The 16901-nt window shown below is 63.3% G+C and carries 16 protein-coding genes and 1 tRNA gene; 9 read left to right on the top strand and 8 right to left on the bottom strand.

Going from position 1 to position 16901, the window contains the following annotated elements:
• Window positions 1-4 precede the first annotated feature (4 nt).
• Window positions 5-1165, top strand: coding sequence for an ABC transporter substrate-binding protein (locus NCT32_RS02995; protein WP_061118779.1), 1161 nt, complete (start codon window positions 5-7; stop codon window positions 1163-1165).
• Window positions 1166-1278: 113 nt separating this feature from the next.
• Window positions 1279-1363, top strand: a tRNA-Leu gene (locus NCT32_RS02990).
• A 260-nt stretch (window positions 1364-1623) separates the two neighbouring features.
• Here NCT32_RS02990 and NCT32_RS02985 read toward each other — a convergent pair.
• Window positions 1624-1956 carry a hypothetical protein gene (locus NCT32_RS02985; RefSeq protein ID WP_061118901.1) on the bottom strand — a complete coding sequence of 111 codons (333 nt, stop codon included), beginning with the start codon at window positions 1954-1956 and terminating at the stop codon, window positions 1624-1626.
• Window positions 1957-2277: 321 nt separating this feature from the next.
• Between NCT32_RS02985 and NCT32_RS02980 the strand changes: the two genes are divergently transcribed.
• The 4 genes from NCT32_RS02980 to NCT32_RS02965 all read left to right on the top strand — a co-directional run bounded on the left by NCT32_RS02980 (window position 2278) and on the right by NCT32_RS02965 (window position 6388).
• Window positions 2278-3864 carry a hypothetical protein gene (locus NCT32_RS02980; protein ID WP_061118778.1) on the top strand — a complete coding sequence of 529 codons (1587 nt, stop codon included), beginning with the start codon at window positions 2278-2280 and terminating at the stop codon, window positions 3862-3864.
• 109 nt (window positions 3865-3973) lie between these two features.
• Window positions 3974-5071 carry a TIGR03118 family protein gene (locus tag NCT32_RS02975; RefSeq protein WP_061118777.1) on the top strand — a complete coding sequence of 366 codons (1098 nt, stop codon included), beginning with the start codon at window positions 3974-3976 and terminating at the stop codon, window positions 5069-5071.
• A gap of 192 nt (window positions 5072-5263) precedes the next feature.
• Complete coding sequence (locus NCT32_RS02970) at window positions 5264-5986, top strand: pseudouridine synthase (protein ID WP_061118776.1); 723 nt, start codon at window positions 5264-5266, stop codon at window positions 5984-5986.
• 225 nt (window positions 5987-6211) lie between these two features.
• The gene (locus NCT32_RS02965) at window positions 6212-6388 is read left to right on the top strand and encodes a hypothetical protein (protein ID WP_250476392.1); all 177 of its coding nucleotides are present in this window, start codon (window positions 6212-6214) and stop codon (window positions 6386-6388) included.
• Here the strand turns inward: NCT32_RS02965 and NCT32_RS02960 are convergent.
• Window positions 6385-7398, bottom strand: coding sequence for an NAD-dependent epimerase/dehydratase family protein (locus tag NCT32_RS02960; protein WP_061118775.1), 1014 nt, complete (start codon window positions 7396-7398; stop codon window positions 6385-6387). The genes NCT32_RS02965 and NCT32_RS02960 overlap by 4 nt on opposite strands.
• Window positions 7399-7483: 85 nt before the next feature.
• Here NCT32_RS02960 and NCT32_RS02955 point away from each other — a divergent pair, with 85 nt between their 5' ends.
• The 3 genes from NCT32_RS02955 to NCT32_RS02945 all read left to right on the top strand — a co-directional run bounded on the left by NCT32_RS02955 (window position 7484) and on the right by NCT32_RS02945 (window position 10395).
• On the top strand, window positions 7484-8515 hold the full coding sequence (locus tag NCT32_RS02955) for a CDP-6-deoxy-delta-3,4-glucoseen reductase (RefSeq protein ID WP_061118774.1): 1032 nt from the start codon (window positions 7484-7486) through the stop codon (window positions 8513-8515).
• A 276-nt stretch (window positions 8516-8791) separates the two neighbouring features.
• Window positions 8792-9976: an acetylornithine transaminase gene (locus tag NCT32_RS02950; protein WP_061118773.1), complete on the top strand. Its 1185-nt coding sequence runs from the start codon at window positions 8792-8794 to the stop codon at window positions 9974-9976.
• A complete protein-coding gene (locus NCT32_RS02945; RefSeq protein ID WP_061118772.1) occupies window positions 9973-10395 on the top strand; it encodes a GNAT family acetyltransferase in 423 nt (140 codons plus the stop codon). Before NCT32_RS02950 ends, NCT32_RS02945 begins: the two co-directional genes overlap by 4 nt.
• Window positions 10396-10440: 45 nt before the next feature.
• Here NCT32_RS02945 and NCT32_RS02940 read toward each other — a convergent pair whose 3' ends face one another.
• The 6 genes from NCT32_RS02940 to ispH all read right to left on the bottom strand — a co-directional run bounded on the left by NCT32_RS02940 (window position 10441) and on the right by ispH (window position 16900).
• A complete protein-coding gene (locus NCT32_RS02940; protein ID WP_086961166.1) occupies window positions 10441-11145 on the bottom strand; it encodes an ABC transporter ATP-binding protein in 705 nt (234 codons plus the stop codon).
• Window positions 11146-11163: 18 nt separating this feature from the next.
• Window positions 11164-11940, bottom strand: a complete 777-nt coding sequence (locus NCT32_RS02935; protein ID WP_035497906.1) for an ABC transporter ATP-binding protein — start codon at window positions 11938-11940, stop codon at window positions 11164-11166.
• Window positions 11941-11956: 16 nt separating this feature from the next.
• Complete coding sequence (locus tag NCT32_RS02930; protein ID WP_061118770.1) at window positions 11957-13126, bottom strand: ABC transporter permease subunit; 1170 nt, start codon at window positions 13124-13126, stop codon at window positions 11957-11959.
• Between the two features lie 24 nt (window positions 13127-13150).
• Complete coding sequence (locus NCT32_RS02925; protein WP_061118769.1) at window positions 13151-14101, bottom strand: branched-chain amino acid ABC transporter permease; 951 nt, start codon at window positions 14099-14101, stop codon at window positions 13151-13153.
• 212 nt (window positions 14102-14313) lie between these two features.
• Window positions 14314-15540 carry a branched-chain amino acid ABC transporter substrate-binding protein gene (locus NCT32_RS02920; protein ID WP_061118768.1) on the bottom strand — a complete coding sequence of 409 codons (1227 nt, stop codon included), beginning with the start codon at window positions 15538-15540 and terminating at the stop codon, window positions 14314-14316.
• A 397-nt stretch (window positions 15541-15937) separates the two neighbouring features.
• Window positions 15938-16900 (bottom strand): 4-hydroxy-3-methylbut-2-enyl diphosphate reductase, encoded by a 963-nt coding sequence (gene ispH / locus NCT32_RS02915; protein ID WP_061118767.1) that lies wholly within the window; start codon window positions 16898-16900, stop codon window positions 15938-15940.
• Window position 16901 lies beyond the last annotated feature (1 nt).

Below are 16901 nucleotides of genomic sequence, written 5' to 3'. Positions count from 1 at the left end.
TCCGATGATGCTGTCGAAGTTCACGCGCCGGCTCGCCGCCGGCGTCGTCTTGTCCGTAATCGCGGCGGCCGCGCACGCCCAACTGAAAGTCGGCATCGACCTGTCGAGCACCGGCCCCGCCGCCGCGATCGGCATCACGAGCAAGAATGCGATGCTGATGTGGCCGAAAACCATCGCCGGGCAGAACGCGGAGTACATCATTCTGGACGACGGCTCGGACCCGGGCGCGGCCGTGCGCAACATCCGCAAGCTCATCAGCGAGGATCATGTCGACGTGATCGTCGGGCCGAACATCACGCCTGCCGCCCTTGCCGCGCTCGATCCCGTCGCCGAATCGGAAACGCCGATGATTACGCTGATCGGCTCGGCTTCGGTCGTGGAACCGCAGGAAGGCAAGAAGGTGTGGGCATTCAAGATGGCGCAGACCGACCGCGCGATGGCCGACGTGATGACGCGATACATGGCCAATCACGGCGTGAAGACGGTCGGTTTCATCGGTTTCGCGGACAGCTACGGCGATAGCTGGCTCAACGAGTTCACCAAGTTCGCCGATCTCCGGCATATCAAGATTGTCGCGAGCGAGCGCTTCAACCGGACCGATGCGAGCGTCACCGGCCAGATTCTGAAGCTCATGTCCGCGAAGCCGGACGCGGTGCTGATCGCGGGCGCGGGCACGCCCACGGTGCTGCCTCAGCGCACGCTCGTCGAGCGCGGCTACAAGGGCGCGATCTATCAGACGCATGGCATAGCGACGCCCGAGTTCATCAAGCTCGGCGGCAAGGATGTCGAAGGCACGCTGTTTCCGACGCAGCCGGTCGTCGTCGCCCGGACGCTGCCGGCGGATCATCCGTCGAAAAAGGCCGCACTCGCGTTCGTGAACGCCTACGAGGAAAAATACGGCAAGGGCACAGTCACGCAATTCGCGGGCGATGCGGCCGGCGTCTATCCGCGTCTGCAGGATGCGGTGGCGCGCGCGCTTCACACGGCCAAGCCGGGCACGAAGGAGTTTCGCGTCGCGCTGCGCTCGGAACTGGAGCACGCGCATGAGCTCGTCGTGCCGAACGGCGTCGTGAATACGAGCGCGACGGATCACGTCGGTCTGGATCAGCGCGCGAGCGTGATGGGCGTGATCACGAACGGTGCGTTCACGTATCTCGCTCAGTAATTTCCCAGCTTGGGAACACGCCGCCGATGCTGCTTGCCGGCGGCGACGTTTTCGGTCATAATCGCCGACTCGATTGGCTCGTTGCTGCGACGTGTTGCTACGAGTCGATCAAGGCCCAGGTGGTGAAATTGGTAGACGCAGGGGACTCAAAATCCCCCGCCGCAAGGCGTGCCGGTTCGATTCCGGCCCTGGGCACCAGAATTCATGCAAAAGCCGCTCCGAAGTGAGCGGCTTTTTTGCGTTTGGGGCGGACGTGTTCCTGTTCCTATACGTACTTCAAGATCACGCCGCAATGACGTATCCGCGTCGGCCTCGTTGTTACTCGACGCCCGAGCGCCCTTCCGCCTCCTTGACGAAATTGCGAAACAGCCAGTGGACCACGACCGGTACGCCAAATCTCGCGAACGCGCACGCAACCACGACCGGCCAATATTCCCGGAAAAATCCCAAAACGAAGTTCACCACCTCGCCACCCTAGCCTTGCTTTCATTCAACGCAACTGAAAATAGGTAGTAGACCAAAGAATCCCACAGCGGATGAAACGGCAAGATCTCTCTGACCTCTTCACTAAACGAAGCCACGAGCAAGTATATCCATGGAAGCACGCCAATCAGAGAGGCGAAAATTCCCAGATACGCGATAAATATCGCCTGACGGATTCGTTGCGTGGACATCCAGAACTCGCCGCGCATCTCCCCCGCAGCACGGCCAGCGCAAACGATCTCGCCCATGAACAGCGGCAGTCCGACGATCAACTGCCGCGCCGTCGCGTCGAAGCCGTTCGATCGCATTGTCATCATCCTTTTCGTAGCTGATGACACACAATTTCGCCCGCGCAAACATTTGCGGGAAGTCGTCCGGATGGCTATCTCGTGTTCGGACGTCGAAACCGTTTCTCTCCAACGTCACGATTCGCGAATGTGCGCAATCGCGTAGACGCACCTCACCGCGCGCCGTAAAAATACCTTCCATCGGCATTCGGAATCCCGCCGCGGGGAACATCACGGGATGCTCGCTCGCGCAGCGCCCGCATTTCGGGTTGCTTAGGACTATCTCGATGTCGTAACCCGCTCGCGCGATGCGTCGAGCCATAACTCGAAGAAGGGTGCGACATGAATCGACCTGAATACTCGCTGTCGCTCGACTCCGTCATCTGCCAGCGCTGCAACACCGTTTCGCCAGCCGAAGAAGAGACTTGCCCATCCTGCGGCGCCGATCGTCAGGGCGCGATTTTCACGAGCCGCACGGAAACCCGCGCGAGCGTGCCGGTGCCCGCGCAACTCGACATCGTCGATTGGGATGACAGCCACTGGCTGCAGCGCCTCGTGCGCCGCAGGATGTTGACGTCGTATCCGAACTTCATCGAACCCGGCGATTTGCAGGAGCAGCGGCGCAAGTCCGCACACACGGCCATCGCCGTGCTGGTCGGCGGAGTGGTCGCGAGCATCGCGGTCGGCGCGTACTTTTATGCACGTCTGGACGACAACGCACCACCGCCGAGCGACGACCCCGGCATCAGCGTGGCTGGCTCGGTTCACGACCGCGCATCCGCCGCGCCTGGCGCCAACACTGCGCGACAGGCATCGCTGATGCGCTCCAAAGCGGACTCGACGAACGCGCAGGCCGTCACGCCCGCGTCATCGGCAAATCACGCGCGCGAAGAGCACGCGTCCGTCTCGCCAGGCGCTCCCGCGGCCGCGCATGCGACCACGCAAACCACGTCGGTCGCACCTCGCGTAGAACCTCGTGTGGCCGTCGCGAGCATGCCGGCATCGGTCAGTACGGTTGCCGCCGCCGCGCCTGCGAAGCCGCCGGTGCCCGCCGCGCCCGCCGCACCCACGGCTCACGCCACGGCGAGCCCACCGTCGCCCGGCATCGCTCCAACGACTGCCGTAGCGTCGGCGAAGCCCGCCACCACGAACGCGACGACCAGCTCAGCCGCTGCGGCGGGCGCGTCGGTCGCTGCCGCTGCGCCGCCGATCAAACCATCGGCGCCGGTCGTCGCATCGACACAGAAAGCGGAACCGCATGCCAGCACGACGCTGAGCGCAGCTATTCCCATCCCGGCAAAACCGTCGGCGCAAGCGCCCGCGCAAGCCACACCGGTCGCGCGCACGGCCGAGCCGCCTCGAAGTATCCCGGCGATCGCAGCTGCCGAAAAACCCGCTGCACGCCCGGCTCAGCCCGCTGCGGAGCCGCTGCCCGCGGCCGTCGCGCGAAGCATCGCGGCGCTCCAGCAAGCGCTCGCCGCCCGCGATCTCACCGCCGCGCGCCGTCACATGCGCGGCCTCTATGCAAGTGAGCCGCGCAGTCCGGAAATACAGCAGATCGCGGCCGAATTGTCGCGTCAGGAACGCGCACGCGACAGCGCAATGGCGAGCGCCCGCACGTGCGCCGCGAACATGGACCCGGCGTGCGCGTTGCGCAATGCGCGCCGCGCGGTGGCGCTCGACCCGCGCAACGGACAGACGCAGGCGACCCTGCGTCGTGCGCTCGCCGTGCAAAACGAGACCAATACCGAATACTTCCGGCAAGCCAGCGGCATACCGAAGCCGATCGTCCCGACGATGACCTTCGACGGCCGCTGGAGCGCGGGCAATCGGCATCCCGCGATGTCGGCCGATGACGACGATTCGCGCTACACGCCCTTCGGCCTCGGCGTGCCCGTGGTATCGAAGGGACGCAATGACGCGCACTGACGCACATCGACACAACCACACGGATTGCGAACGGAATAAGCCGCGAGGCACATCCGTTTAGAGGTGACGAACATACTGACGGCGGACCGCTGCCGAAGGAGTCACCATCATGCAAACCGGATTGTGGAGCCGCTTCGTCGTCTGCGCCGCCGCGGTCATGACCTTGACGGGCCTCGCCTCGTGCGGCGGCGGCTCGAACGACAACATGCCGGCGGCGACACGCTTCAAGATGTCGATCGTCGTATCCGATGGCGCCGTGTCCGCGCCGCACACGGACCCGAACCTGAAAAACGGCTGGGGCGTCGCGTTCAATCCGAACGGCTTCGTGTGGGTCGCCAACAACGGCACGCAGACGGCCACGCTGTATGACGGCAACGGCGTCGTGCAATCGCTGGTCGTCTCCATTCCCGCGACCGCGGCGGGTCCGGCCAATCCGACCGGAATCGTCTTCAACAAAGGACCGGACCTCACGCTCGCGCGCAACGGCAAGTCGGGCGTCGCCGCATTCATTTTCGCGGGCGAAGGCGGCTCGATCACCGCGTGGGCGCCCGCGGTCGACATGACGCACGCCTTCACCGCCGTCGATTCGAGCGCGTCGGGCGCGATCTACAAGGGACTTGCGATCGCCACCACGGCGGCGGGCGGGCATCGCCTCTATGCCACGGACTTCCATAACAACAAGATCGACGTTTTCGACGGCACGTTCACGAAGATCGTCGTGCCCGGCAACTTCGCGGACACGCAGATTCCGGCAGGCTTCGCGCCCTTCGGCATCCAGGCGATCGGCTCGAAGATCTTCGTCACCTACGCGAAGCAGGACAGCGACGCCGAGGACGACGTGCAGGGCGCGGGCCTGGGCTTCGTCGACGTGTTCGACATCGACGGCAATCTGATGCAACGCTTCGCGGCGAACGGGCCGCTGAATGCGCCGTGGGGCGTCGCGCAGGCCCCGGGCAACTTCGGCACCTTCAGCAACGACATCCTCGTCGGCAATTTCGGCGACGGCACGATCAACGCGTTCGATCCGGTGAGCGGCGCGTTCGTCGGCCAGTTCATGAACACGGACGGCACGCCGCTCGTGCAGCACGGCTTGTGGGGCATCGCGTTCGGCAACAATCTGAACGCGCAGCCCTCGAACACGCTCTTTTTCGCCGCCGGCCCGAACGACGAAGCCGACGGCGTGTACGGGCGCATCGACATGCAATGAAGCGCGCACCGCGTTTGCCTGGGCGATGATGCCGGCCCCGGACGCCCCTTCGTCCGAGTGCGCATCGCCACGCTCGGCGCCGCCCGTGGTTCGGGCGGCGCTCTTTTTTGTCGCCGATGCGAAACGCGCCCGGGCAAGCGCGGGACCGAACGCGCGGCTTGCTAGAATGCGCGCTTCAACTCCGCTCATCCGATGGACCTCGAAACCCTCCTTTTCTCCCAAGGCTTCGGGTCGCGCCGCCAGTGCCGCGGCATCGTCGCCGAAGGCCGCGTGCGCATCGCGGGTATCGTGCGCGACGATCCGCACGCCGATCTTCCCGTCACGGCCGGTCTCGAATTCGAAGTCGACGATCATCTCTGGCCATATCGCGAGAAGGCATACATCGCGCTGAACAAGCCGGCGGGCTACGAATGCTCGCGCGATCCGCAGCATCATCTGAGCGTGTTTCATCTGCTGCCGCCGCAGTTCGTCGCACGCGGCGTGCAGCCGGTCGGCCGGCTAGATCAGGACACCACGGGCCTGCTCCTTCTCTCCGATGACGGCGCGTTCGTTCACGCGTTCACCTCGCCCAAACGAAAGGTGCCGAAGGTCTATCTCGCGACCGTGCGTCATCCGCTCGACGATTCACAGCTCGCGAGGCTCTGCGAAGGCGTGCTGCTGCACGGCGAGCCGAAACCGAGCGCCGCGCTCGCGGCCCGACAACGCGACGAGAGGCTGCTCGAACTCACCGTGCTCGAGGGCAAATATCATCAGGTGAAGCGCATGGTTGCGGCAGCCGGAAACCGCGTGGAGAAGCTGCATCGCGAGCAAGTCGGCGGTTATGTTTTGCCTGACACGCTTGCCGAAGGCGAATGGCGCTGGCTCGATGACGCCGATCTCGGCGCGCTGCGTTGCCAGCCGGATATGACGCCATAGCTTCGCTTCATCGTTCGATTCGCCGGCGCGTTGCGCGCGCACGACGACTCAGCCGAGCTCAAAACCTGCGCGGGCCACGGCCACGGCCAGATGGTCGAATTGAGCATGCAAATCGGTAAAAGCCCTCAGTGGCGGGCGCTGCAGCGCAGCATGCCTTCCGCTCTCCGCACTCATATACTGGTCTAACGGATACCAAAACGACTATCAGAAAAGCAGGAGGGCATCATGGTCTCCCACTCGACCGCCGCGCTGATTGCGTTCGTCGCGCTGAGCGCTGTCCTCATCGGGGTGCTGGGCATCGTCATGCATGTGCGCCACAAGTATTCGCCGAATCTCATCGGCGCATTGATCGGCGCGCTGATGTGCTTTGTCCTGCTCGAAACGATTCCCGCATTGATCTAGCGCCGCACGGCTGCATTCAGGAAATCATCGACGGTCGGATGGCGTAGCACATAACCCAGCTCGCGCTTCAGTCGCGCGTTGGAGAGCCGTCGCGACTCGCGCATGAACGAGAGCGTCATCGGTTCCAGGCGCGTTTCCGCTTCCTCGCGCGAAATACGCGGCACGCGGGACAGGCCGTACGCGTCGGCCACGCGGTCGAAGTAATCCGCCATTCGAAGATCGGTGTCATCCGAGGCGTTGATGACGCGCTGCGGCCGGCCGCGCGCGAGCGCGCGCAAGAGGATCACCGCGAGATCGTCGGCATGGATGTGATTCGTGTAGACGTCATCGGATTCGACGAGCGCGGGCATGCCCTTTTCGATGCGCGCAACCGGCAAGCGATTGGCCGCGTAAATGCCCGGGATCCGCACGATCGACACACGCCACCCGCTTTCCACGCCCGCCGCGCGCAACTGCCGCTCCGCCGACACGCGCCGCCGCGCGCGCTCGTTCCCCGGCCGCGCGGGCCGCGTTTCGTCGATCCACGCGCCGGCGCAGTCGCCATAGACGCCGGTCGTGCTCGCGTATGCGAAGCGCGTGCGCGCTCCGGTCCGTCGCCGGGTAGCTGCGCGAAGGCCGTCGGGTACAATGAAAGACGTTTTTCCGGCGCGATCCGGATGCAGCCAGTGAGTCTTAGCGCCGCGCGCCACAGACCGGCGCGGGCTGCGCAACGCGGCAATCAGCGCGCGCGTGCGGCGGTCCGAATCGCCGTCACGCTGCGGCGGCGCGAGATGCAGCACGTTGCGCGCGAGCCCCGCGAGCCTCCCGAGGCTGCGGCGCACATCGAGATCACCGGAAATCGGCGTCGCGCCGGCCGCGCGCAGTTCGCCGGCGCGCTCGGGATGATGCGTGAGCGCGATGACGCGGGGCGCGCCGGCGCGCGCCTGCAGAAGCGGCAACGCGCGCATGCCGACATCGCCGCACCCGACGATCAGGACACGCGCGCGGCGAAGGTTTCGAGTGGCGATCATCCGGGCATTCTATCCGTCGCCCGAAACCGGCGTGCGGCGTCGAAAAGACGAACGAGACAACTCCACACATCGCAGAAATCGATATATGGCTTTCAACGTAACGCTCCGGCAAAGCGGCCGGCAGTTTCAAGTAGAACCCGACGAGCCGGTGCTGACCGCCGCGCTGCGCCAGGGCATCGGCCTGCCTTACGGCTGCAAGAACGGCGCGTGCGGCTCCTGCAAGGGCGCCGTCGTGAGCGGTGAAGTCGAGCAGGCGCCGCATTCGTCATCGGCCTTGTCGAACGACGAAAAGACGCGCGGCATGGCCCTCTTCTGCTGCGCGACCGCGCAGACCGACCTCGAAATCGACGTGCGCGAAGTCGCGGGCGTCGGCGACGTTCAGGTGAAGAAGCTGCCGTGCCGTGTAAATGCACTCGAACGCAAGGCCGACGACGTCATCGAACTGAAGCTGCAATTGCCCGCCAACGAGCGCCTGCAGTATTACGCGGGCCAGTACATCGAATTCATCCTGAAGGACGGCAAGCGCCGCAGCTACTCGATGGCGAGCCCGCCGCATCACGAAGGCCCGCTCGAGCTGCACATCCGCCACATGCCGGGCGGCACGTTCACGGATCACGTATTCGGCGCGATGAAGGAGCGCGACATCCTGCGCTTCGAAGGCCCGCTCGGCACGTTCTTTTTGCGCGACGAATCCGAGAAGCCGATCGTGCTGCTCGCGTCGGGCACAGGTTTCGCGCCGATCAAGGCGATCATCGAGCATGCGGTATTCAAGAACCTGAATCGCCCGATGACACTCTACTGGGGCGGCCGCCGCAAGAAGGACCTCTACATGATGGATCTCGCCGCGCAATGGGCGAAGGAGATCCCGAACTTCAAGTTCGTGCCCGTGCTCTCCGAGCCCGACGCAAACGACAACTGGACGGGCCGCACGGGCTTCGTTCATCGCGCTGTCATCGAAGACCTGCCAGACTTGAGCAGCTATCAGGTGTATGCATGCGGCGCGCCGGTGATGGTGGAATCCGCGCAGCGCGATTTCACGCAGCATCATCGCCTGCCGGAGGACGAGTTCTACGCGGATTCGTTCACGAGCGCGGCGGATCTCGCGCATCCGGTCTGAAGCCGCATGAAGCCCGCACGCGGACAAAAAATCCGCGTGCACGGTTTACAGGCAGCAACCGCTTAACGTATCCTTCGCGAATGATCAAAATCCTGAACGCACTTCGACGTCGCCGCTCGCCGCTTCCATAGGGATGCCGCTGGCTCGTCAAGCATTTGCGCTCACGGTTCGGTTTGTTCGAAGCGTACGAAATGAAGCCACGGAACTCCGTGGCTTTTGTTTTTTCGGCATCGTTTTCCTCCTTTTCTCGCACTCGCCTTCGTGGAGCCCGCTGTCATGAATTTCAATGAGTACCCCGTTGATTCGCTGATGTACATCACGAACCGCCCCGAGATCGTGTTCACGCGCGGCAAAGGTTCATGGCTCTACGACAACACGGGCAAGCGCTATCTCGACTTCATCCAGGGCTGGGCCGTCAACTCGCTCGGTCACTGCAACGAAGGCATGATCGAGGCGATGGAAAAGCAGGCCCGCACGCTGATCAATCCCTCGCCGGCGTTCTACAACGCGCCGATGGCGCAACTCGCAGGTCTGCTCACCGCGAACAGCTGCTTCGACAAGGTGTTCTTCGCCAACAGCGGCGCCGAAGCGAACGAAGGCGCAATCAAGCTCGCACGCAAGTGGGGCAGGAAGTTCAAGAACGACGCGTTCGAGATCATCACGTTCGATCACAGCTTCCACGGCCGCACGATCGCGACGATGTCCGCGAGCGGCAAGGCCGGTTGGGACACGATTTACGCGCCGCAGGTGCCGGGCTTCCCGAAGGCCGATCTGAACGACATCGCTTCGGTCGAGAAGCTCATCAACGAGAACACCGTCGGCGTGATGCTCGAGCCCATCCAGGGCGAAGGCGGCGTGATTCCCGCGACGCGCGAGTTCATGCAGCAGCTGCGCGAGCTGACGAAGAAGCACAACATCCTCCTGATCGTCGATGAAGTACAGAGCGGCTGCGGCCGCGCGGGGACGTTGTTCGCGTACGAGCTGTCGGGCATCGAGCCTGACATCATGACGCTCGGCAAGGGCATCGGCGGCGGCGTGCCGCTCGCGGCGCTGCTGTCGAAGGCCGATGTCGCGTGCTTCGATGCAGGCGATCAGGGCGGCACCTACAACGGCAATCCGCTGATGACGGCCGCCGGTTACTCGGTGATCTCGCAACTCGTAGCTCCTGGCTTCCTCGAAGGCGTGCGCGAGAAAGGCGCATATCTGAGGCAGGAGCTGCTGAAACTCTCCGACGAACGCGGCTTCAAGGGCGAGCGCGGCGAAGGCCTCTTGCGCGCGCTGCTGCTCGACAGCGACAAGGGTCCGCAGATCGTCGAGAAGGCGCGTCTGATGCAGCCCGACGGCTTGCTGCTCAATGCCGCGCGTCCGAACCTGCTGCGCTTCATGCCGGCGCTCAACGTAACGAAGGACGAGATCGATCAGATGATGACGATGCTGCGTTCGGTGCTCGATTCGCTGTGATCATCCGTGCGTTCGATGCAGGCGATCGCGCAGCCGTAATCGCCCTGTGGCGTGACGTGTTTCCGGAGTACGCGGATACATCGCGGCCGCAGCGCGATCCCGCTTTGTCGATCGCCAACAAGATGAAGACGCAGCCGGAGCTGTTCTTCGTCGGCGCGCTCGATGGCGAGGTGATCGGCACGGTGATGGCCGGCTATGACGGTCATCGCGGCTGGGTGTATTCGCTGGCCGTCACGCCGTCGCTTCGTGGACGCGGGTATGGCAGCGCGTTGATGAGGCACGCGGAAGCCGTGTTGACGAAGCTCGGCTGTCCGAAGGTGAATCTGCAGATTCTGTCGGTCAAGACGGAGTTGCGCGGGTTCTATGAGAAGCTCGGATATCGTATCGATGAAGTCGTGAGTCTCGGCAAGCGACTATGAAAAAGGCCGGCTGCAAGAGCCGGCCTTTCATCGACAGCAAGACGCTTACTCGCCCAGATAAGCCGCGCGAACCTTCGGATCGTCGAGCATGACCTTGGCGTCGCCGGACATCGTCACCGTGCCCGAATCCATCACGTAGCCGCGATTCGCCGCCTGCAACGCGAGACGCGCGTTCTGCTCCACGAGCAACACCGTCAGACCTTCCGCCGAGATCTCGCGCACCACTTCGAAGATCTTCTCGACCATGATCGGCGAGAGGCCCATCGACGGTTCGTCGAGCAGCAGCAGCTTCGGCCGCGAGAGCAGCGCACGCGCCATGGCGAGCATCTGCTGCTCACCGCCCGACAACGTGCCCGCATACTGCGACGCGCGTTCCTTCAGCCGCGGAAAGAAGCCGAACATGCGCTCGGTGTCCTTCTGGATGCCGTCCGAATCGTTGCGCAGATACGCGCCCATCTGCATGTTTTCGAGAATCGACATGCGCGCGAAGATGCCGCGGCCTTCCGGCACCATCGCGAGGCCGCGCTTGAGCAGTTCGTGCGTCGGCACGCCCTTGATCGACTGGCCCATGTACTCGATATCGCCGCTCGAGTACGGCTTGAGACCCGTGATCGCCTTCATCGTCGTGGTCTTGCCCGCGCCGTTCGCGCCGATCAGCGTGACCAGTTCGCCCTGCCCGACTTCCAGATCGACACCCTTCACCGCCTGGATGCCGCCGTAGTTCACCTGCAGACCCTTGACCTTCAACATTGCGCTTGTGGTCGCCATTTAGTGCACCCCCGCACCCAGATATGCCTCGATCACCTTCGGGTCCTTCTGCACGTCCTGCGGCAGACCTTCGGCGATCACCTTGCCGTAATCGAGCACCGTCATGCGGTTGCACAATCCCATCACGAGTTTCACGTCGTGTTCGATCAACAGAATCGTCTTGCCGTCCGAGCGGATCTTGTCGAGCAGACGCGTGAGTTCGACCTTTTCCGTCGCGTTCATGCCGGCGGCGGGTTCGTCGAGCGCGAGCAGCTTCGGATCGGTCGCGAGCGCGCGTGCGATCTCGAGACGCCGCTGGTGACCGTACGACAGATTGCGCGACGTGTAATCCGCGTACTGGAGCACGCCGACGTATTCGAGCAGTTCGAGCGCGCGCTCCTTGATCTCGCGCTCTTCACGGCGCTCGGCGGGCGTCTGGAACACCGCGCCGATCAGACCGTGCTTCGTGCGCACGTGACGGCCGACCATCACGTTTTCCAGCGCGGTCATGCCGCCGAACAGGCGAATGTTCTGGAACGTGCGCGCGATGCCCGCCTTCGCCACCTGATACACGGCCGTCGGCGTATAAGCCTGGCCGTCGAGCTTGAATTCGCCCGAGTCCGGCGTATAGAGGCCGGTGATCACGTTGAAGAACGTCGTCTTGCCAGCGCCGTTCGGGCCGATCAGGCCGTAGATCGTGCCTTCTTCGATCTGAAGGCCCACGTCCGACAAAGCCTGCAAGCCGCCGAAGCGCTTGTTGACGCCTTTGACGGAAAGTCGTGTTTGCTTTTCGCTCATGTTCTGAATCTCCGCCTTATGCACGCGCCGGCTTCTTGCCGCCGCGCTTCGCGATCTTCGCGATCTTGTCTTCGTGTTTCGCGGCGGGCCACAGGCCTTCCGAGCGATACAGCATGATCAGCACCATCGCCAGACCGTACAGGAGCTGACGGATGACTTCGGTATCGACGATCTGATGACCGAAGATGGCGTTTTGCAGCGGGCCCATCGTGGAGCGCAGGAATTCGGGGAACACGGCGAGCAGCACCGCGCCGAGAATCACGCCGGGAATATGGCCCATGCCCCCCAGCACCACGCACGCCAGCACGACGATCGACTCCCAGAACGTGAACGATTCCGGCGATACGAAGCCCTGGAACGCGCCGAACATCGCGCCGGACAGACCGCCGAACGACGCGCCCATCGCGAATGCGAGCAGCTTGACGTTACGGGTGTTGATGCCCATCGCCTTCGCGGCGATTTCGTCTTCGCGGATCGCGGCCCATGCGCGGCCGATGCGCGAATGCTGCAGACGCGTACACACCCAGATCACGAAGAGCGCGCACAGCACGAACAGGTAGTAGTACATGTACACCGACGGGAACTTCATGCCGAACAACTCGTGCGTCTGCGACAGGTTGAAGCCCGCCACCGTCACCGGATCGATGCCCGTAATGCCCTTCGGCCCGTTCGTGATGTTCACCGGACGATCGAGGTTGTTCATGAAGATCCGGACGATTTCCCCGAAGCCCAAGGTCACGATCGCGAGGTAGTCGCCGCGCAGGCGCAGGGTCGGTGCGCCGAGCAGCACGCCGAAGGTGGCCGCGAGCGCCATCGCGACCGGCACGATGATGAGAAACGGCACGTGCAATCCGCCGGGCGCGAGATGCGCGATCCATTCGAATTGCGTGGTCAGTTGCGGCGACGACAGCAGCGCGGCAACGTACGCGCCCACCGCGTAGAACGCGATGTAGCCCAGGTCGAGCAGGCCGGCGAAGCCGACCACCACGTTCAGGCCGAGCGCGAGCATCACGTAGAGCATCGCGAAGTCGAGCACGCGGACCCAGTAGTTGCCGCCTGCTGCGCCGATCACCATAGGCGCGGCGATGACCAAGATGGCGGTGATGACGCCGACGACGAGCGTCTTTGTCGTGTTCTTCTCGGGGATGAGCGTCGTGGACGGCTCGATAGGTTGAATCGAAGTCATTTTTATGAGCTCCTCACACGGTCTTTAAGCGCGGTCCGCGACGCGTTCGCCGAGCAGACCCGACGGACGGAACACGAGCACGATGATCAGCACGACGAAGGCGAACACGTCCTGGTAGTTGGAACCGAAGACGCCGCCCGTCAGATTGCCGATGTAGCCGGCGCCCAGCTGTTCGATGAGGCCGAGGAGCACGCCGCCGACCATCGCGCCGCCGAGGTTGCCGATACCGCCCAGCACCGCCGCCGTGAACGCCTTCAGGCCGGGAATGAAGCCCATGTAGAAGTGCGCGTTGCCGTATTCCGACGCGATCATCACGCCGGCCAAGGCAGCTAACGCCGAGCCGATCATGAAGGTCGCGGAAATCACGAAGTTCGGGTTGACGCCCATGAGGGACGCGACGCCCGGGTTCTCGGCAATGGCGCGCATTGCGCGGCCGAGCTTGGTCTTGTGTACGAGAAGGAGCAGTCCGCCCATCACGAGGAACGCGACGACGATGATCACGATTTCGGTCATCGAGATCACGGCGCCCGGACGGGTTTCGTCGGCGGCGATCACGTTGATCGGGTCGGTCGGCAGGAGCTGCGGGAACGCCAGCGGATTACGGCCCCAGATCATCATCGCGATGGTCTGCAAGAGGATCGACACGCCGATCGCGGTGATCAGCGGCGCGAGACGCGGCGCCTTGCGCAGCGGCCGGTACGCGACTTTTTCGATCGTGTAGCCGACGAGCGCGCAGACGACCGCGGCGATCACGAGCGCGATCGTGAGCATGATCGGCCCGGGCAAACCTGGAGCGTGATTCTGCATGACGCCGATGGCCGAGAGCGCAACCATCGCGCCCACCATCAGCACGTCGCCGTGCGCGAAGTTGATGATGCCGAGAATGCCGTACACCATCGTGTAACCCAACGCGATGATGGCGTAGACGCTGCCAAGCACCAGACCGTTGAGGATCTGCTGGATGAAAATATCCATTTAAAGCTCCTTAGCCCCGTGCGATTCGATAACGCCTTTATGACCGGCCGATAAACCGGTGTGAAGCGAAATCTGAAGCGGCACTGCGCGTACTTTTAAAAAACCGGTAAGGGTTGAGCGCCGATCGTCCGCCCGCCGCCGGATGAGGCTGCGAACGTTTCACGGACGGATACGAAAACGGCGCCGCCGGATAGCTGGCACCGCCAGACTGCCTACTGCTTGACGACGTCGAGTACGTCCTTCTTCTTATCCTTGAAGTCGTACAGCGTGATGGTCCCCGCCTTCAGATCGCCCTTGTCGTCGAAAGCGATATGCCCCGTCAGACCGTTGTAGTCGGTCGTGGCAATCGCAGCGAGCACTTTGGGCGCTTCGGTGGAGTTCGCACGCTTCATTGCATCGACGATCACGTACATCGCGTCATACGTGAACGGCGCGTAAATCTGCACCGGCGTGTGGAAGCGCGCTTCGTACTTCTTCTCGAAGTCCGCTCCCTTGTCCATCTTCGAAAGCGCGGGTCCCGCCTCCGAGCAGATGATGTTTTGCACGGCGTCGCCCGCGAGCTCGGCTACCTTGTCGGTGCAGACGCCGTCGCCCGCGAGGATCTTCGCCTTGATGCCGAGCGCCGCCGCTTCCTTGGCGAACGGGCCGCCCGTCACGTCCATGCCGCCGTACATCACGACGTCCGGCTGAATGCGCCTGATCTTCGTCAGAATCGCCTTGAAATCGCGGGCTTTCTCGGTCGTCGCCTCGCGCGCGGCGATCTTCACGCCGCCGGCCTGCGCCGATTTCGCGAACTCGTCGGCCAATCCCCGGCCATAGGCGCTCGCATCGTCCACCACGACGACCTTCTTCGCATGCAGCGTCTTCATCGCGTAGCCGGCCAGCACGGGGCCCTGCAGCGCGTCGGTCGCCACGACGCGAAACGTCGTCTTGTAACCTTGCTTCGTGTACTCCGGGTTCGTCGTCGACGGAGAGATCTGGGCGATGCCCGCATCGCTGTAGATTTTCGACGCCGGGATCGATACACCCGAGTTCATGTGACCGATCACCGCGATCACGTGGTCGTCGACGAGCTTCTGGGCGGCTTCCGTGCCGACGCGCGGATCGGCCGCATCATCCTGGCCGTCGAGCACGAGACGGATGGAATGTCCGTCGATCGTCAAACCTTGGGCGCTGATCTCTTCCAGTGCGAGACGCGCGCCGTTTTCATTGTCTTTACCGAGGTGGGCCTGCAGGCCCGTCAAGGGCGCGACATGACCGATCCTGACGACGGTTGCCTCACTCGCCGGCGCAGGCGCGGGCGAGGACGCAGCGGACACTGCGGCGGAACTTGCCGCCGGCGCTGCCGTGCTCGCCCCGCCTTCGTCCTTCTTGCCGCATGCGCTTGCCATTGCAACCGCAGCCGCGATGGACACGGCGTGAGCAAACTTGAATCGCATCAAATAGGTCTCCTGCGCCTCTAAAAACTGTCGTCGTGAACCCTTCTGGCCTCAAGACGCGCGCATTGTAACGCTAAATATGAGACGAGCAATATTCTTGCGTGGCGGGGTTTTCCAGCATTGCAACCCTCATTTTCAGCCGATTTTCCGGCAGAAGCGCAACCGGGTTGCGATCCATTTTTGTGCAGTAGTTGCACCATAACGAAAACAGGCTTAATCGGCCGGATATCGAGGGCTACGTCTCGTTATCGGATTTACGGGAAAACCCTTGAGTTATTCAGGAGAAAATGTCGCCACAGCGCGCGCCCCGTTGCGGTGCTCAGTTTTAGCCCTGCGCGCCTGCTTCTCCGGGCGAAAAAAAAGCGCCCGGAGGCGCTTCTTCATAACTCTTCCCGATTTACTGCGGCAGCGACAGTCCGCGTGGCAACGGAAACGAGATCGTCTCCTCAATGCCTTCGAGCGAGCGCACGTTGCGCACACCGAGTTCGCGCAAGCGTGCGATCACGGCCTGAGCCAGCACCTCCGGCGCCGATGCGCCCGCCGTCACGCCGATACGCTTTCTGCCCTCGATCCAGCGCGGATCGATCTGCGTCGGCGAATCCACCATATAGGCGGGAATGCCGCGCTTCTCGGCGACTTCGCGCAAGCGGCTCGAATTCGAGCTGTTCGGGCTGCCGACGACGATCACGACATCGCACTGGGGCGCCAGGAACTTGACCGCATCCTGGCGGTTCTGCGTCGCATAGCAGATGTCCTGCTTCTTCGGTTCCCTGACGTCCGGGTATTTCGTCTTGAGCGCGTCGATGATCGCAGAGGCGTCGTCGACCGAAAGCGTCGTCTGCGTGACATACGCAATGCGCAGCGGGTCGGGCAGATCGAGCTTCTGCACATCCTCGATATCCTCGACGAGATGCATGCCCTCGCCCGACTGCCCCATCGTGCCCTCGACTTCCGGATGACCCTTGTGACCGATCATCACGATGTCGAAGCCCTCCTGACGCATCTTCGCGACTTCCATGTGCACCTTGGTCACGAGCGGGCAAGTTGCGTCGAACACGCGCAGGCCGCGCGCCTCCGCCTCGCCGCGCACCGCCTTCGAGACGCCGTGCGCGCTGAAGATCAGCGTGGCACCTTCCGGTACATCGGACAGTTCTTCGATGAAGATCGCGCCCTTCTTGCGCAAATCCGCGACGACATAGGCGTTATGGACGATCTCATGACGCACGTAGATGGGCGCGCCGAAGAGCTTGATCGCGCGCTCGACGATTTCAATCGCGCGATCGACGCCTGCACAAAACCCGCGCGGCTGCGCGAGCAGGATTTCGACGTCGGTCTGAACTTCGTTGAGGCTTTCAATCATG

It is taken from the genome of Caballeronia sp. INML2 (genome assembly GCF_023631365.1).
Classification (GTDB): domain Bacteria; phylum Pseudomonadota; class Gammaproteobacteria; order Burkholderiales; family Burkholderiaceae; genus Caballeronia; species Caballeronia turbans.
Note: the sequence above shows the minus strand (reverse complement) of the source record. Positions and strands in the feature narration are given on the sequence as shown.

Excerpts from the sequence above, each read along its gene's own strand:
- NCT32_RS02950 (WP_061118773.1), top strand. The coding sequence starts at position 8,792 with ATGAATTTCAATGAGTACCCCGTTGATTCGCTGATGTACATCACGAAC.
- NCT32_RS02965 (WP_250476392.1), top strand. The coding sequence starts at position 6,212 with ATGGTCTCCCACTCGACCGCCGCGCTGATTGCGTTCGTCGCGCTGAGC.
- NCT32_RS02970 (WP_061118776.1), top strand. The coding sequence starts at position 5,264 with ATGGACCTCGAAACCCTCCTTTTCTCCCAAGGCTTCGGGTCGCGCCGC.
- NCT32_RS02930 (WP_061118770.1), bottom strand. The coding sequence starts at position 13,126 with ATGACTTCGATTCAACCTATCGAGCCGTCCACGACGCTCATCCCCGAG.
- NCT32_RS02920 (WP_061118768.1), bottom strand. The coding sequence starts at position 15,540 with ATGCGATTCAAGTTTGCTCACGCCGTGTCCATCGCGGCTGCGGTTGCA.
- NCT32_RS02935 (WP_035497906.1), bottom strand. The coding sequence starts at position 11,940 with ATGAGCGAAAAGCAAACACGACTTTCCGTCAAAGGCGTCAACAAGCGC.
- NCT32_RS02940 (WP_086961166.1), bottom strand. The coding sequence starts at position 11,145 with ATGTTGAAGGTCAAGGGTCTGCAGGTGAACTACGGCGGCATCCAGGCG.
- NCT32_RS02980 (WP_061118778.1), top strand. The coding sequence starts at position 2,278 with ATGAATCGACCTGAATACTCGCTGTCGCTCGACTCCGTCATCTGCCAG.
- NCT32_RS02925 (WP_061118769.1), bottom strand. The coding sequence starts at position 14,101 with ATGGATATTTTCATCCAGCAGATCCTCAACGGTCTGGTGCTTGGCAGC.
- NCT32_RS02985 (WP_061118901.1), bottom strand. The coding sequence starts at position 1,956 with ATGCGATCGAACGGCTTCGACGCGACGGCGCGGCAGTTGATCGTCGGA.
- NCT32_RS02975 (WP_061118777.1), top strand. The coding sequence starts at position 3,974 with ATGCAAACCGGATTGTGGAGCCGCTTCGTCGTCTGCGCCGCCGCGGTC.
- NCT32_RS02955 (WP_061118774.1), top strand. The coding sequence starts at position 7,484 with ATGGCTTTCAACGTAACGCTCCGGCAAAGCGGCCGGCAGTTTCAAGTA.
- ispH (WP_061118767.1), bottom strand. The coding sequence starts at position 16,900 with ATGATTGAAAGCCTCAACGAAGTTCAGACCGACGTCGAAATCCTGCTC.
- NCT32_RS02995 (WP_061118779.1), top strand. The coding sequence starts at position 5 with ATGATGCTGTCGAAGTTCACGCGCCGGCTCGCCGCCGGCGTCGTCTTG.
- NCT32_RS02960 (WP_061118775.1), bottom strand. The coding sequence starts at position 7,398 with ATGATCGCCACTCGAAACCTTCGCCGCGCGCGTGTCCTGATCGTCGGG.